Source organism: Vibrio sp. 10N.261.51.A3 (assembly GCF_041471965.1).
GTDB lineage: Bacteria > Pseudomonadota > Gammaproteobacteria > Enterobacterales > Vibrionaceae > Vibrio > Vibrio crassostreae_C.
This window is the reverse complement of sequence record NZ_JBFRPK010000060.1, coordinates 81,208-96,869: the sequence shown is the minus strand read 5'-3', so window position 1 is coordinate 96,869 and position 15,662 is coordinate 81,208. Positions and strand designations below refer to the sequence as shown.

General features: G+C 43.3%; 13 protein-coding genes. 3 read left to right on the top strand and 10 right to left on the bottom strand.

All coding sequences use genetic code 11. From position 1 onward, the window contains the following. The first annotated feature begins 205 nt into the window (after positions 1-205). Positions 206-1,408, top strand: a complete 1,203-nt coding sequence (fabV, locus tag AB4371_RS15570; protein ID WP_017065406.1) for an enoyl-ACP reductase FabV — start codon at positions 206-208, stop codon at positions 1,406-1,408. A gap of 307 nt (positions 1,409-1,715) precedes the next feature. Here the strand turns inward: fabV and AB4371_RS15565 are convergent, their stop codons facing one another. Continuing rightward, positions 1,716-3,398 (bottom strand): aspartate:alanine antiporter, encoded by a 1,683-nt coding sequence (locus tag AB4371_RS15565; RefSeq protein WP_017060395.1) that lies wholly within the window; start codon positions 3,396-3,398, stop codon positions 1,716-1,718. A 250-nt stretch (positions 3,399-3,648) separates the two neighbouring features. Further along, positions 3,649-3,912: a GrxA family glutaredoxin gene (locus AB4371_RS15560; RefSeq protein ID WP_009847069.1), complete on the bottom strand. Its 264-nt coding sequence runs from the start codon at positions 3,910-3,912 to the stop codon at positions 3,649-3,651. A gap of 406 nt (positions 3,913-4,318) precedes the next feature. On the opposite strand from AB4371_RS15560, the gene AB4371_RS15555 reads away from it, so the two are divergent. After that, positions 4,319-5,608 (top strand): iron-containing alcohol dehydrogenase, encoded by a 1,290-nt coding sequence (locus AB4371_RS15555; RefSeq protein ID WP_372150291.1) that lies wholly within the window; start codon positions 4,319-4,321, stop codon positions 5,606-5,608. A 128-nt stretch (positions 5,609-5,736) separates the two neighbouring features. On the opposite strand, the gene AB4371_RS15550 is transcribed toward AB4371_RS15555, so the two are convergent. From AB4371_RS15550 to AB4371_RS15530, 5 genes are all read right to left on the bottom strand, one after another. Then, the gene (locus AB4371_RS15550; protein WP_004734686.1) at positions 5,737-6,591 is read right to left on the bottom strand and encodes a MurR/RpiR family transcriptional regulator; all 855 of its coding nucleotides are present in this window, start codon (positions 6,589-6,591) and stop codon (positions 5,737-5,739) included. A 358-nt stretch (positions 6,592-6,949) separates the two neighbouring features. Further along, a complete protein-coding gene (panP, locus tag AB4371_RS15545) occupies positions 6,950-8,593 on the bottom strand; it encodes a pyridoxal-dependent aspartate 1-decarboxylase PanP (RefSeq protein ID WP_017060397.1) in 1,644 nt (547 codons plus the stop codon). Between the two features lie 118 nt (positions 8,594-8,711). After that, a complete protein-coding gene (locus AB4371_RS15540) occupies positions 8,712-9,239 on the bottom strand; it encodes a hypothetical protein (RefSeq protein ID WP_017066066.1) in 528 nt (175 codons plus the stop codon). A 174-nt stretch (positions 9,240-9,413) separates the two neighbouring features. Next, the gene (locus AB4371_RS15535) at positions 9,414-10,319 is read right to left on the bottom strand and encodes a lysine exporter LysO family protein (protein WP_372150290.1); all 906 of its coding nucleotides are present in this window, start codon (positions 10,317-10,319) and stop codon (positions 9,414-9,416) included. Between the two features lie 54 nt (positions 10,320-10,373). Continuing rightward, positions 10,374-11,294 carry an HDOD domain-containing protein gene (locus AB4371_RS15530; protein ID WP_017066065.1) on the bottom strand — a complete coding sequence of 307 codons (921 nt, stop codon included), beginning with the start codon at positions 11,292-11,294 and terminating at the stop codon, positions 10,374-10,376. A gap of 357 nt (positions 11,295-11,651) precedes the next feature. Here AB4371_RS15530 and AB4371_RS15525 point away from each other — a divergent pair, with 357 nt between their 5' ends. After that, positions 11,652-12,233: a TfoX/Sxy family DNA transformation protein gene (locus AB4371_RS15525; RefSeq protein ID WP_017060401.1), complete on the top strand. Its 582-nt coding sequence runs from the start codon at positions 11,652-11,654 to the stop codon at positions 12,231-12,233. A 149-nt stretch (positions 12,234-12,382) separates the two neighbouring features. Here the strand turns inward: AB4371_RS15525 and AB4371_RS15520 are convergent, their stop codons facing one another. The 3 genes from AB4371_RS15520 to AB4371_RS15510 form a co-directional block, all read right to left on the bottom strand. Beyond that, positions 12,383-12,925, bottom strand: a complete 543-nt coding sequence (locus tag AB4371_RS15520) for a hypothetical protein (protein WP_017065409.1) — start codon at positions 12,923-12,925, stop codon at positions 12,383-12,385. Positions 12,926-13,211: 286 nt separating this feature from the next. Further along, positions 13,212-13,709 (bottom strand): response regulator, encoded by a 498-nt coding sequence (locus AB4371_RS15515; RefSeq protein ID WP_017065410.1) that lies wholly within the window; start codon positions 13,707-13,709, stop codon positions 13,212-13,214. Beyond that, a complete protein-coding gene (locus tag AB4371_RS15510; protein ID WP_372150289.1) occupies positions 13,702-15,645 on the bottom strand; it encodes an ATP-binding protein in 1,944 nt (647 codons plus the stop codon). Before AB4371_RS15510 ends, AB4371_RS15515 begins: the two co-directional genes overlap by 8 nt. Positions 15,646-15,662: the final 17 nt, after the last annotated feature.

The window sequence follows — 15,662 nt, the reverse complement described above, 5'->3', positions numbered from 1 at the left end:
TGTGATCAAGAGACAGCCTAATAAGGTGCCTTTTTTTGTTTTTGTCGTAGAAGTTGCAATAGAGGCGTTAACAAATGGTGACTTAGTCAGCAAATATTCACTGAGTGCTCCAACCACTTGCATTTTCGCCACATTTTTACAGAAATTAGATGCCATTTGCGTACGAAACTTTTATCCTTAACCTGATTTTTTAAGGAAGTTGAATATGATCATCAAACCTCGAATTCGCGGATTCATCTGTACTACAACACATCCAGTCGGTTGTGAAGCTAATGTAAAAGAACAAATTGCTTACACAAAAGCTCAAGGCCCAATCGCAAACGCACCTAAACGTGTACTAGTTGTTGGCTCTTCAAGTGGCTACGGCTTGTCTTCACGTATTGCGGCTGCATTTGGTGGCGGCGCTTCAACTATCGGTGTTTTCTTTGAGAAAGCCGGTACTGAGAAAAAGCCTGGCACAGCTGGTTTCTACAACTCAGCAGCGTTCGACAAGTTTGCTAAAGAAGAAGGCCTATATTCAAAAAGCCTGAACGGCGATGCTTTCTCTAACGAGGCGAAACAGAAAACAATTGACCTGATCAAAGAAGATCTAGGCCAAATCGATATGGTTGTATACTCACTGGCGTCTCCAGTGCGTAAAATGCCAGAGACTGGCGAAGTAATTCGTTCATCTCTAAAGCCTATCGGTGAAACGTACACGTCAACTGCGGTTGATACGAACAAAGACACAATCATCGAAGCAAGCGTAGAGCCTGCAACTGAAGAAGAGATCAAAGACACTGTTACTGTAATGGGCGGTGAAGATTGGGAACTTTGGATCAATGCTCTTTCTGAAGCTGGTGTTCTAGCGGACGGTTGTAAGACGGTTGCTTACAGCTACATCGGTACTGAACTAACGTGGCCAATCTACTGGGATGGCGCACTAGGTAAAGCTAAGATGGATCTAGACCGTGCAGCGACAGCGCTGAACGAGAAGCTAGGCCAAACTGGCGGTACTGCAAACGTTGCTGTTCTTAAGTCTGTAGTGACTCAAGCAAGTTCTGCAATCCCTGTAATGCCTCTTTACATCGCTATGGTGTTCAAGAAGATGCGTGAAGAAGGTATTCACGAAGGTTGTATGGAACAGATCTTCCGTATGTTCAGCCAACGTCTATACAAAGAAGACGGCAGCGCGCCAGAAGTGGATGAAGTGAACCGTCTACGTCTAGATGACCTTGAGCTTCGCGAAGACATTCAAGATCACTGTCGTAACCTATGGCCTCAAATCACAACTGAGAACCTAAAAGAACTGACTGACTACGTAGAGTACAAAGAAGAGTTCTTGAAGCTATTTGGTTTCGGTGTTGAAGGTGTTGATTACGAAGCTGACGTTAACCCAGCTGTTGAATTTGATGTGGCTGACATCTAATTCAAGTTATCGAATCTAAACGAAATAGGCGCTCATTGAGCGCCTATTTTTTTTGTCTGCTATTTGGTTCAAGAGATTAAGAGCAGATATGGGATTCGAGTGGCGGGATGCGAAGAGATTTAAGAGCGGATACGGCTACCGCGATTCGAAGGGGGACAAGAGTAGAAATAAGGGATGAAGAGAGTTAAGAGCAGGAGTGGGGAAGAAGGCTTGAACCGCTTAAAACAGGTTATAAAAAATGCACTAACCCAAAGTGAATTAGTGCATTCGAAATATCTAAGCTTGGCTGCTTTTAATGCAGCAGATGCTAGCTAATTATGATGATGAAAGTACCTGCTAAGGTCATCAATATATTGGCTATCGCATAAGTACCCGCATAACCCAGAGCCGGAATCGTTGAGCGAGCGTGGTCATTTACGATGTCCATCGCTGGAGCGCAAGTTCGCGCGCCAATGATTGCACCGAACAACAAAGCTCGGTTCATCTTCAATACGTAAGCGCCAACCAAGTAAGCGAAGAATACTGGCAGCACACTCACTACTAGGGCAATACCTATTACCTGTGGGCCAACTTGGGTTAAGTGCTCAAATATCTTACCACCGGCGCTCAAGCCGATACCGACCATAAAGAACATCAAACCGAGGTCTTTGACCATGTTCAGAGCACCTTGAGGCACATAACCGAAAGTAGGGTGGTTCGCTCGTAGGAAACCAAGCATGATGCCCGATAGAAGCAGGCCAACCGCGTTACCTAGCCCAAACGATACCTGACCGAATGTCATGGTGATCAAACCAAACAAAATACCCAAAATGAAGAAGCTACAGAAGGCCATCAAATCCGCCATTTGGCTGTGGATTGAGATGAAACCAATTTTCTCAGCTAGGCCGTGCACTCGACTCTTTTCACCACTCACCTGTAGGACGTCACCTTTAGAAAGCACGATGTTTAAGTCCATCGGCATTTCAATCTGAGCACGTACTACGCGGTTAAGGAAACAGCCGTATTCAGACAGGTTTAAGTCTGATAGGCGCTTACCTGCGATACTGTCACTCTTAACGACGATCTCTTCTTCCACGATACGCAGATCGAGAAGGTTACGGTCGAAAACTTCTTTACCGTTACGGAAGCTTGGGTCTAGACGAGCGTGGCTATCTGGGAAACCAACCAATGCGATCTCATCGCCTTCTTGCAGAATTGCATCACCATCTGGATGGGCAAGAATACCATTACGTCGAATACGCTCGATGTAACAGCCTGTTTGGCGATAGATGCCCAGTTCACGCAGATTCTTACCGTCAGTCCAAGAGATGAGCTCTGGTCCCACTCGATAAGCACGAATAATGGGCAAGTAAACCTTACGCTGACCTGAAGCGCCTAAACCACGTTCTTGGGCGATTTGCTCTGCCGAGTCGTGTAGGTTCACTTTTTGAAGTTTTGGAATCAAGCGAGCAAACATAATCATACTGATTAAGCCAACCAAGTAAGCCATCGCGTAACCGACTGAAAGGTTTTCGATAATCAGGCTCAAGTCCATGTTTCTTGGTAATTCTGCAAGCCCAGAATTCAGAGCATCTTGAGCACCTACCAATATCGGCGTTGCTGTTAAGGCTCCTGCCATCATGCCTGCAGATAAACCAAAGCCTAGGCCAAGGTAATGACTACTGAAATAGGTTAGGGCAATTGCGGTAGAAAGTACCACAAGGCTCAGAATGAGGTAGTGCTTACCGTCTCTGAAGAAGATACCGAAGAAGTTTGGTCCAGCTTCAATGCCAACACAGTAGATGAACAGCATGAAACCAATGGTGAGCGCATCTGCGTTAAAAGAAAAGCCAAGATGTCCCATGATAAGGGAAGTAATCAAAACACCGATTGAATTACCAAGTTGGAGGCTACCGAAACGAATTTTACCAATGGCTAATCCAATCGATAAAACAACAAAGATGAGGAGAATGGGGTTTTGTTCTAACAGAAAAACAACGTCGATATTCACGGTGGTCGCTCAATAATTGGCGTGGAACACAGGGTAAGTTTGAGAGGTGAATTGTATCTAAATATAAATAAATTATAAGCAATATTTTGTTAATTTACTTGATTTTGACCTTATTCTTATTCCGTATGAAAACTGGTCATAAAAAAAGCCCGCTACAATGAGCGGGCTTTCTATAAATCGTACAGTCTAACGCCTAAATGGGTCAGCTGTTTAAGGCTTTAGCCTTGATTCTCGTTTGAGAAATCCTAGCTTAGTCGAAAAGACCTAGGTTTTCTTTTGCGTATGCTTCAAATTCTGTGCAGCCGCCGATGTGGTCTTGGTCGATGAAGATTTGTGGAACTGTATCGACAGGTTTACCAACAGTCTTCTCTAGATCAGCTTTGCTGATACCTTCAGCGTGGATGTCAACGTAACGGTAGTTGAAGTCATCGCGTTTAGCTTTAAGAGTTTCAGCATGCTCTTTTGCACGAACACAGAATGGGCAAGCAGGGCGACCAAAAATAACTACAAACATTTAATTTCTCCTAAATACGGGATGAGGCTCGTTAACTCGATTATGTTAACTATTCTTTAGTGAATGCCACTCAAAATTTCTTAAAACCAACTATGCCTCAATGCCATGGGGAAATAAAGATGGAATTACCTCTTAATACAATAGGTTTTGTCTATCAGAGCAAATAATGGTCACAAAAAGGATCCATGTTGATTTCTGATAGGTATCTAGATTGATTACCCTTAATTTAAGAGTGTGAATTACCCCTAAGAATACGACTTTAATCCATCTTTAATGCGACAAGTTGCACCTCGTCAAAAAAAGCTCATACAGAACGAGGCATCTTAATACTGATGCACGATACAAAGACTAAATTCCAACAACCAAGAGTTCGCAGTTTTGTTCAGTCATAGGCGCAGGAGGCACCATGTTTCAATTTATGACATCTACAAAGATCATCTTTGGTGATGGAGCACTTTCCGCTTCATTGTCTCTCTTTAATCAATACGGCTATAGCGTGCTATTGGTTACAGGCAATACATTAGAGCGCACTTCAGTTGTTACTGACTATCTCGATGCGCAGAGTATGCGTTATCAGCACATTGCCGTTTCCGGAGAACCTAATATTAAAATGGTCGAAGAGGCCGCTATTTCTGCCCGTCGATTTAAGCCAGATATGGTAGTCGCGATGGGTGGAGGTAGTGCCATCGATATGGGAAAAGCGTTAGCTGCGGTTTTACCTAATCAAGGCAATTTATACGACTATGTTGAAGTCGTCGGGCGTAATGTACCTCTTAAAACTAAACCTCTGCCATTTATTGCTATTCCAACCACTGCGAGCACCGGCGCGGAGGTCACTAAAAACGCGGTGCTGAAATCAGGGCAAGACCAAGTGAAAGTCAGCCTTAGAAGCCCAGACATGCTGGCTGACGTTGCGATTGTCGATCCAACCTTAACTCATGGAACTAATCTGTATCTATCTGGACGAGGTGCGATGGATGCCTTTACTCATCTAATGGAAGCCTACGTGTGTGGTGAACCCAACCCGTTAACCGATATGATCTGTGAAGAAGGGCTGCGCAAGTTGAGTAGTTCTGTGGTTCGGGCGTGTGTTTATGACGAGCCTCAAGCACGTTCTGATCTTGCTTTTGCTTCTATGCTTGGTGGTATGGCGATAACAAACGCCAAGCTTGGTGCTGCCCATGGTTTAGCTTCTGCATTAGGAGGCAAGATTTCAGCGCCTCACAGTGTGATTACCGCGCGCTTAGCCCCGTTCGTGATGCTGGAAAATATTACGGTTGCGAGAGAAGAGAAAAGATTAGACATCTTAGCGCGTTATCAGCAAATCGCTCAGATAGTGATAGGTAACTCCGAAGCAAAAGAAGAAGAGGCGATTTCTTGGTTATCTGAAGTGCTGGATACGCTTAAGTTACCCAATTTGCAGGAATTTGGCGTCTGTGAAGCTCAGTTTGATGAGGTTTCTGCCGATGCGCTCAAGTCAGTGGCTATCAAAGGAAACCCTTTGCCGTTAAACCAAGAGAGGTTAGTGCATATTCTGAAACAGGTTTGCGAGGAGTGCAGTTGTGGAGAAGGGGAGCATGAGGCGGCTTCAATAAACCAATTTGAAGAATCTGCAGTGGAGTCTAGCTTTACCATTATCAACTCTTATGCGTCCGAGAACAGCGTGGTAGAGAAAGGCAACAGTTGGACTATTTAACGGCTTTCGACCTGTTCGCTGCATAAAGCATTTAAAACAGACAAACAAAAACGGAGCACTAGGCTCCGTTTTTTAATAGCTATATTTTGGTTCGTATCCTAAGGGCTCTTTGTTCGAACCCTAGAAGGTTAGAACTGAGAGTATTTCTCGTAACGTGAATCACGAAGAGACTCTTTAACACGCTTTAGGTTCTCTCTGAAACCAGAACCACGACGCAGTGTAAAGCCTGTCGCTAACACATCAATCACCGTCATTTGAACAACTCGGCTTGCCATTGGCATATAAACGTCTGTGTCTTCCGGTACATCCAATGAGATAGAAAGCGAACTTGCTTTATCTAGTGGAGAGTCTTTTGCTGTGATAGCGATAACCGTTGCGCCGTTTTCACGCGCTAGGTTTGCAATCTCTACTTGGCTCTTAGTGCGACCAGTGTGAGAGATAAGAACAATAACGTCATTATCACTGCAGTTAATGCAGCTCATTCGTTGCATCACAATGTCTTCGAAACACGTGATTGGGATATTAAAACGAATAAACTTGTTTTGAGCGTCTTTGGCTACGGCAGAAGAGGCACCCAATCCGAAGAAAGAAATGCGTTTTGCTTGAGTCAGCAAGTCAACCGCTCGGTTCACTTGCATCGCATCTAGACTGTTTTTTGCAACGTCTAGACATGCCATAGTTGATTCGAAAATCTTATGCGTATAAGCATCCGGACCATCATCTTCTTCAACATTACGGTTCACGTAAGGTGTACCGTTCGCCAAGCTTTGAGCTAGGTGAAGTTTGAAGTCAGGAAAGCCCTTTGTGTCTAAACGACGACAGAAGCGGTTAACTGTAGGCTCACTCACGTCAGCCATTTTAGCTAAGGTAGCAATGCTAGAATGAATTGCAGTTTGAGGGGAAGCCATGATTACTTCGGCTACCTTACGCTCAGACTTGCTGAAATTTTCCAGGTTTTTTTGTATTTTTTCTAATGTATTCATAGTGTTCACAAGGGTATAGAGAACAACTTGCTAGTTAATATCTTTTACCAGGGGGTATGGCTGAAGCAAATATCAGTAAACACAAAGCCGATGTATATTCGGTTTCGTAAATACTGCTGCGTCAAATAGATATCAAGCTAACTAGCACCATAGAGTCAGTATAAACCCAACATACTATTTACTAATACAAAAACAGGGCATGAATGCTTAAGAATATGACAAACCTCAACAAAATTTTAGAAAACTACAAAATTGGAAGAGAGTTTGAGCAAAAAGAATGCAAAATGGGTATGAACTGACAGCTTAGTTACATCAAAAAGAAAGAAATTTTCAATTTGATGCAACTAAAATTGAATGACTATGCGTTGATTTGCGTAACCAGTTTGTTGATTTTGCCCATCAAGTTTGGTGCTAGTTTAGAGATCTCACGCTGTTCTTCAAGCACTGACGAAAGAATGTCATTGCCTGTTAGTGGGTTTGCTAATACCACGCGGAAAACGATGATTGGCTGATGTACCCATGCTTCAGGGTTTAAGCGTGTACGTGACACGAAAGACTTACCTGTTTCACGCTGCTTCTTCTGAATAAACTTAGTCAGCTCATTGAGCAACTCATTCAGTTCGACACGATGTTCAGGCTCAGCTTTAAGCAGTGCCGCTTTGACTGACTCAGGGACATAGCGATAAGTCAGTAGGCAAAGCTCAGGTTCTGAAACCAGCTCGAAGTCGCTCTGATCTTTAATTAGGTCGGCAAAGTAGCGCGCTTTGTTGATGCTTTGGTCGATCAGCAGTTCATAACCTGGGCGGCTAATGATGTGCATTGCGGCGTAAACCAGCATTGCCATACCTGAACGAGAACCTTCTAACGTATGGCTGCCTAAATCTTTTGAGCCTTTACGAAGAATGTATTGAGCATGATGTTCAATCGCAGTCATCGCATCTGGCTTCTTAAACAGAACCATACCCGCACCCATAGGGATATAAAGCTGTTTATGCGCATCAATCGTGACTGAATCCGCCAGTTCAATACCATCAAGTAGGTGACGATGATTGTTAGACATCAGAGTCGCACCGCCCCAAGCTGCATCAACGTGGAAATGACAATCGGATTCGGCACACACCTCAGCAATGTCTCTTAGCGGGTCGATATTACCGGTTTCGGTTGTACCAGCCACACCAATGACGGCGAAAGGTTTGATCTTGTTCTGCTTGAGCTGCTCGATCTTGAGTCTTAAATCATCAGTACAAATACGGTTGTCGTTATCTGTTTTAACAGACACTAGACCTTCTTGACCAATACCAAGGACATCCGCGGCTTTTTTCAGAGAGTAGTGGCCACGTTCAGAGACTAAGATGGCAAGGCCTTCGTAGTCGTAGTGCTTCATGGCTTTAAACAGGCCTTCTTTTTCTACACCTTTGAACGAACCTTGCGCTTTTAGTGCGTTGTTACGTGCAACCCAGAGCGCTGTAATGTTCGCGATGGTACCGCCAGAACAAAACGCACCTAAAGAGTGGTTTGCGCTGTGCATCCAACGAGAATAAAACTGGTCACTATCTTGATAAATCAGGCGATGTAACATGCCCAGAACTTGACGTTCTAGGGGAGTGAAAGCTTTTGAGGTCTCGATTTTTACTAGATTCTGATTCAACGCAATCATGATTTTTGAAAGCGGCATCAGGAAGTACGGCAACGCAGAGGTCATATGGCCAATAAAACTTGGCGAAGACGTGTGAACCGAATGAGACACAAGAGAATCGAGGAGATGCTCAGTATGTTCAGAAACAAACTCAGGCTGCTCTGGGATATGAGCATTTGAAAAATCTTTCTCAATTTCACGTAGCGGCTTTTCTTCAGCCACAATATGTTCACGTAAGAATTGATTCAGGTTTCGTGAAAGTTTGTCTTCAATTTGAGTGAGTGTTGAATCTGGGCCTTCAGGTACCGTGAAGATACGTAGAAGACTGTCGAAGCTAACATCTGCTGTTTTTTGTTCCGTAACCATAGCAAGCGAGTTATTTTTCTAATATTGACGCGAGCGGGACAATCTAAACGAAAACGGGAACAATGTCCCGTCTTAATTATGAAATCCAACTTCTCAAAAAAGTATATTAAATGCGGGGTTATTTACACTTAATCGCTTCAAGTTTACTGATCGACTGGTTGTAACGCTGCAGCGCTGAGTCGATTTGCTTAGGGTGACTAAGCAGCTCTGCAAAGGCAGAACGTAGTTCGTAGTTTTGAGCGTGAGGCGTTGATTGGCGGTCATCGAATGTTGTTTTCGCGATTTTACCAAGCTCATCATCACGTGTTGATAGCGTTTTAATGTCGTGTTGCTCAAGTTGCAACCAACCTTCTACAGGCTGCTCTGTTGCCACTTTGCTTGAGTCGTTTACTAAGTAGTAGTGAACCGCAGCACGGTTAAGCTCAAAGTGGTGCTTACGACCTTCTAGGAACCACTCACTCACTTCTGTTAGCTCTGGATATTGCTCAGAGGTTAATGCAGCAAGGTCGGCATACCAATTCAAAGAAGCGTCGATGTACGCATCATATTTTTTTGCTTGGCACTGGTTTGTCTCAGACATTGAATCTGCTGCAAAAGAGAAAGTAGAAGTTGAAGCTAGCAGTAATGCGACGCAAAGGCGTTTCATAGTGGTTCCTTTTGTAAGTTTATTCTTTTTATAACTTTGTCGTTACAGGTTACCGTGATCGTTATTTGTTGAGCAATGACACTTAGTGTCTTTTTATTTCGGTAACTGTATCGGTGTCTTGGGCATTGGTATTCGAGTTGCATTCTAATCTAAAACAAACGCTATTCCTGCGATCTAGTTAGCAAGAGATACAAAGAACAACATCAATATCGGAACAAGCAAGCTGAGGATAAAGCCACTGACGATAGCGATAGGCACACATCTAACGCCGCCTGTTGTTTGAATGACCGGTAAGGTGAAGTCCATCGCAGTCGCACCAGCATAACCAATGGAAGTGCATGGGTAGCTGCGAATTAGCACTGGAATCAGTACCAAGGCAACTAACTCTCTTAACAGCTCAAGCATGAAAGAAGCGCCACCATAGACAGGACCAAAGGCGTCACCCATTAAGATACCAGCCAGAGAGTACCAACCAAATCCAGAAGACATTGCCAAGGCTTTGAACAGAGGGATATCTAGGATGTAAGCCGCGATTACACCACCTAACATTGAGGTGATGATAATGGTGATTGCGATAACCATACCGTGCTTGTTGAGTAAGATCTGACGAAGTGTGAGTCCGCTATTACGCAGTTGAATGCCGATAAAGAATAGAAGAACAAACAGAATCCATTCGCTTGCGGTATCAACCCAATCAAGGCCAATAGGCAGCACTAAGCCAGCGATTAGCCCTGAACCTACCACTAAGATGAGTTTTGCAGATTCCATCGTCATAGAAGAGAGGGGAAGCTTCTTCTTGCTACTGTCGGTTTTGAGTGGCAATAACTTATCAATAGCGGGCAGTGCCATTAGGTTACATACGCTTAAGCAGACAAAGAAAGTGACGGTATATAGAAGTATTGTCTGCAGGTTACTGCCTAGGTTATCGAGGGCGGCTAAGCTTAGTCCCATTAACGCCAGAATCACGTAGATCAACCGCGATGTTGAGCGGTTGATAAATTCTAATGTCTGAGCGTTCGAAATTGCAAAAAGATACCCCACGACGAGTGGCGCAAATATAAAGATCATCCCTGTAAACATGCTTTCCCCATTGCATTTACTTCATATTACACTTACTTGTAATTTAACAGTGACTTAGAAGCCGCTAGTATTGATCACGTCGCTTAGCTTTGCATTAAAATCATGCTTGCTCAAGTTGCTTAATTTATAAAGCACCTCTGCACCTGTCACGTTAAGTTCAACTTCGTGATCATCGATGTTCTCATCCTTGTTTCTGAACATCAGCAGGTGGTTAGCGATTCGAGCGATATCTAAGTAAGAGACTTCACGCTGTTCGTGGTTATTGATGGTATTGCTGCACACATCAATAAAGTCGCTGTCGAAGCCCCAACGGTTAAGCACCAATTTACTGGTAGCAGAACATTGGCCTTGGAAGATTTGTAGAGCGATGTCGTGATCTAGGTAATTGCCATTTTCGAGGTAGAGGTGGTATTCGCTAACCAAACAGAACAAACCAATATCAGCCAGTAATCCAACAAGCAGCGATTTTTCATGCTCAAGGTAACGGTATTCAGTAGGGGAGAGCTCTTTGAAGCTGTTGGTAACAAGCACCATAGTAGCGCCCAGCTCTTTTGATACAGAAGCGCTCTGAACCAATACCTTATTACATTCTTTACTGAGGTTGACTGAGTGTTTGAGTTGCTCAATAGCCTGAGCCGTCACGATGTCACGTACTCTTAATATGCCAAGGCGCGACACCGCCGTCATAATATCAACACAAGTAATATTACGTCGGTTAAAGACGACAGAGTTAGCCACACGAATGACAATAGCAGCGAGGCCTGGGTCTTCGAGTAAGCACTCGGCAACGTCAGCAATCCCAGTTGATTCAAGGGTACAAAGCGATTGAATCTTCAGTACAACGTTAGGGATAGGAGGAAGTGTTATTTTTCCCGCTGAGATAGAATGTCCAACAAGTTGGGCAAACTCTGATTCTAGACCCTTTAAGAGAAGAGTCTTATTTTGAGGTAGCCAGAAAAACGATAAATGATTCATATAAAAAGTAAAAACAGGTCTGTCCTGCCATTTTACAAGCCACGATGCTGCGAGGCAATACTCACCCGTCTACATAACCTTTAATAATTTGAACCGGTGTATCACTAGGTGTCCAAATTCAAGCATGGTTTGATAGTTTACTGTGAAGTCAATCATGAAAAACCGGAATACTCAATTGATTGATGTGAACTAAGTCCAGACTTATTTTTCTTTTCGAAGTATGATTTATTTAAAGGTGAAAAACGAAACCATAATATTCACCTATAGAATAACAAAATAGATTTAAAATTTTCGCATAACAAGCTGCTTGTCTGGTGATCAACCTAATCGGGGTAATTTGATTAAGGATCAACGGATATGACCGAGACAGCATTTATTAATTACGTGAATCAATTTGGTGAGCATCAAAAACGTTCTATGTTCGGAGGTATTGGCCTCTTTCAAAATGACGCTATGTTCGCTTTATTGAGTGAAGGTTGTTTATTCATTAGAGGTGGAAAATCATTAGATAAAAAACTGACCGATCTTGATTGTGAAAAGTATCGTCATGTAAAGAAGCAGACAACAGCAACCGTAAACTATTACGACATTACGGATCTGTTTACCTGTGAACATCCTGAATTGGATAGTATTATTCGTACTTCAATCGATAATTCAATTCAGCAGCGTAGCTTCAAGAAGTCATCAGCTAGCCGTAGATTAAGAGATCTACCAAACATGCAGCTTACGTTAGAGCGCATGGTTAAAAAGGCGGGTGTGGATGATGTTTCAATGTTTATGCAGTTGGGCGCACCTGAAGTGTTTAATAAGGTTCGCGAAGCGTACGGAAACGATGTTGACCTAAAACTACTTTGGAAATTTGCGGGTGCAATTGATGGTATTCACTGGAAACTATTACAAGAGCCACGCAAGCAGCAATTACTGAAGAGCTGCCACTAAAGAAGTTTGCCTTATATGCTTAAGATTACTGTCAATAAAAAAAACCGAGGAATGTCCTCGGTTTTTTTGTTTCTGTCTTAGTCGGATTTCTTAAAAGACTAAGTATCAAAAGGCTAAGTGCTCGTTAAGAGCTAGCTTGGCTTTAAGTATTAGTACTTGAAGCGAGCAGTGAACATAAGTTGGTCACCGTAGAAGTCGTTAATACGAGCTTCAGCGCCTAGAGAGAAAAGCTCTGTAGAGTGGAAACGCGCGTAAACAGAACCTGTCCAATCATCGTTGTCATCGATAGAAACGTAACCACCTTTACCACCAACTTCTAGTTGTGGACCAAGCCATTGGCGAACACCAATGTTGATTTCCATACCGATATCAGTAGAGCTTGAGTTCTCAGGTTGAACGATACGAGCTAGCATTTCACCTGTTAGGTCTGCCCAGTTGTTTAATGGAGCGTGGAAACCAAGACCTACAGCTGAGTCGTAATCGCTTTCAAATTCTGAATCGATACGTGCTATAGCGTGAGCGTTCGGGTGAATGGACTTACTGAACGCACCACCAAATGTTACTGGGCTAGCACCGATACGTGCTTCAAAGTAATCATAGTTAAAGTTGCTCATTACCTGTGGTTGTTCATCAACAGCTAGTGCTTGACCAGAAGCCAATAGCATAGCGGTAGTAAGTAGAATTTTGCGCATAACGACCGTAAACCTATATTAGTGTTAATTCCTTTGGTTTGAGACAAATCGGCAAACCATAAACATTGAGACAGTTTAATCTAACTCACGGAAAAGTAATCCTTTAAAATGTAAAACCTTACTCATTTAGTTAAAAAACAAGCAAATTAAGGATCAGTATGTAACGGAGATCTCATGTTTAGGGCGAATGAGAAAAATAGACGAGCGAATTATCCAAAATTTGTATACATTCGGAAGGTTTTTATATCGGATGACGCTATTCTCAGTATCCATTAACCAATCAGTGCTATTCACCAAAACTGGTGCGTTTATCCGCCATTGAAGTCAGTATGCGCTCGGTATCTAAGATGGAAGTCCAGTTTAGCAATTGCTTGTCGTTGGCAATGACATAGTCAGTCAATTGTTGAGTAATCGTGTCTCTCAGTTGGTCGCCTTGCCAAGGTTTTGAAATATAGAAATCAAGTGCTGCGTTGTTAATGGCTGTGACGGTATCTTCTAGCCCAGCTTGCCCGGTGAGCAACAGCTTACGCGTTGGTTTAGTAGCGTCGTGTTGGTTGAGTTCGATCAGAAAATCAATGCCGGTTTCTTCTGGCATGATGTGGTCGCATAAGATTAACGCGAGCTTAATACCATCTTGTCCCATTTCTTTGATTACTTGCTTGGCTTCATCGACCGACTCTGCACCTTCAACCAGAAAGTTCTCTTCAAATATCGCCAAGTCTTGAAGGACACTATTGAGAACTTCAGGTTCATCATCGACACATAAAATTAGGTACTTATTCATGAGGTGCTCCTTCTTGTTTGAATGGAAGCCACACTTGCATGTTTGTATGGCTGCCTACCTCTGACTCCACCAAAATAAACCCTTGATGAGCCGAAACGATTTGTTGAGAAATGGATAACCCAATCCCTAAACCAAAGTTGCCTTCTTTTTTAGTCGTGAAATTTGGGTTGAAAATGGTGTTGATGTCTTCTTTGGCAATGCCGTGGCCAGTATCGGAGATTTGCACCACAAGAAACGCGTCGTCGCCTTTTGTCTGTTGAGAAGTGGTGATGGTCACTTTTCCTCGTTCAGATAGGGCATCGAGCGCATTGGAGATAAGGTTGGTCCACACTTGTTGCAGCGAGAGCGACTGGCACAATAAAGGCGGTAAGTCGGTATCGTAATGCTTTTCGAGTTGGTGGTGTTTAAGCCTGTTTTCGAAGATCACTAAGGTATCTTCAAGCCCTTCGTGGATATCTGTGTAGTGGCGAACTTCTTCATCTTCTCTAGCATAGCTTTTTAAGCTTTTGACCATATCGGCAATACGCTTGCTACACACTTGAATTGAGCGGATAGAGTTTCCAACATAATGGTAATGCTCTAAGTCATTGAGCAGCTCTTTGCCTGCGACAGGGGACGCCTTTAATGTGTTTAGAACCGTAGAGTCTTGGCTTAGGTTTAGTCTCACGGCTTTTTTTGCTAAAGCACGGTCATTAATCGTCGACGTAAGATGCTTTACGAGCTGTCTTTCTTGGGCTGTTGATAGTGGCTTAGCTAACTTTGAATGTGCCAGTACGTCAGTCCCTTTATTGGACTCTGGAACGGATAGGTTTGCCAATATTTGGTCGAGATGGTCTGACAGAGTTTCGATGCTTCTTAATATGGCAGCAATCGGGTTATTCAGCTCATGTGCGACTCCCGCGACTAGCTGCCCGAGCATCGCCATTTTCTCTTTCTCGATCAGTTGTTGATGTGCAGACTCTAATGATTCTAGTGTCTGCTGCAGTCTGATCTTATTGGTGATGCTGCGTTGCAAACGTCGATTAAAATGACGGAGCAATAGATTGGTAAATAAAGGCAGCAGGGTATTGTTTGAATGCATCACCTGAGCAAAGCTATCTTTATCCAGTTTGATAACGCGAGTCTGCGTTAGGGTGATCGCCGTAGAAAACGAAGGCTCGCCTGTTACAAATGACATCCCGCCAACAATGTTCCCTTTGGAGTGACGTACCACTTCCCGCTGTTGCCCAAGTTCATCTTTCTTATAAAGAGCTGCTTCACCCTCAATGATCAGCCATAAAAAGCGATTGTCTTCGCCTTCCACAGTGAGTAGATGCTCGGGGGAATAGTCACGAATGGCCTTAGTTTTGTCATCTTTTGAGAAGACATCCTGCAGAGCACTGACGACGCGTTCTGCAAGGGCATTATCCGAAAGCTGGTGGTAATCGTGAATGAAACCCGATTGGAAAGAGTGAATCTTTTGCTCAATGTGCGCTCTGAGTAAGCGCTGTTGATCCAATGCATCACTGTAAGAGAGCAGGTTTTCTGAGTCGTATTGGATAACAAAAGAGGTCAGCTCTTTTTGCGCTGATTTGAACAGAACCTGATCTTGAACCGGTTTGGTTAAACAGTGGTTGAGCCTACCTTCATTCACAGCGGTTAAAATGGATTGAATGTCTGACGAAGCGCTGACTAATATCGTTCTTGCGGTATTACTATGGGGCAGCTGTTGAAGTTCAATCAGGAATTGCACGCCATTAAATTCAGAATGATGATGAGTGATCACCAAGGCAACGGTTTGGTTGTGATCATGAATATCTTCTAATGCGTGATGTGCGTCTTCTATGTTCTCGGCAGTATAAATATCGAATACAGAAGCCAACGGAGCCAGCTCCGAACGTATTCTTTCAATGCTAACCGGATTATTGTCCAAACAGATAACAGCGTATTGATTCACAGCTCAACCTTAATAGT

What these genes read in the sequence shown, in the direction of transcription:
- fabV (WP_017065406.1), top strand. Translation starts at nt 206, where the DNA reads ATGATCATCAAACCTCGAATTCGCGGATTCATCTGTACTACAACACAT.
- AB4371_RS15560 (WP_009847069.1), bottom strand. Translation starts at nt 3,912, where the DNA reads ATGTTTGTAGTTATTTTTGGTCGCCCTGCTTGCCCATTCTGTGTTCGT.
- AB4371_RS15555 (WP_372150291.1), top strand. Translation starts at nt 4,319, where the DNA reads ATGTTTCAATTTATGACATCTACAAAGATCATCTTTGGTGATGGAGCA.
- AB4371_RS15550 (WP_004734686.1), bottom strand. Translation starts at nt 6,591, where the DNA reads ATGAATACATTAGAAAAAATACAAAAAAACCTGGAAAATTTCAGCAAG.
- panP (WP_017060397.1), bottom strand. Translation starts at nt 8,593, where the DNA reads ATGGTTACGGAACAAAAAACAGCAGATGTTAGCTTCGACAGTCTTCTA.
- AB4371_RS15540 (WP_017066066.1), bottom strand. Translation starts at nt 9,239, where the DNA reads ATGAAACGCCTTTGCGTCGCATTACTGCTAGCTTCAACTTCTACTTTC.
- AB4371_RS15535 (WP_372150290.1), bottom strand. Translation starts at nt 10,319, where the DNA reads ATGTTTACAGGGATGATCTTTATATTTGCGCCACTCGTCGTGGGGTAT.
- AB4371_RS15530 (WP_017066065.1), bottom strand. Translation starts at nt 11,294, where the DNA reads ATGAATCATTTATCGTTTTTCTGGCTACCTCAAAATAAGACTCTTCTC.
- AB4371_RS15525 (WP_017060401.1), top strand. Translation starts at nt 11,652, where the DNA reads ATGACCGAGACAGCATTTATTAATTACGTGAATCAATTTGGTGAGCAT.
- AB4371_RS15520 (WP_017065409.1), bottom strand. Translation starts at nt 12,925, where the DNA reads ATGCGCAAAATTCTACTTACTACCGCTATGCTATTGGCTTCTGGTCAA.
- AB4371_RS15515 (WP_017065410.1), bottom strand. Translation starts at nt 13,709, where the DNA reads ATGAATAAGTACCTAATTTTATGTGTCGATGATGAACCTGAAGTTCTC.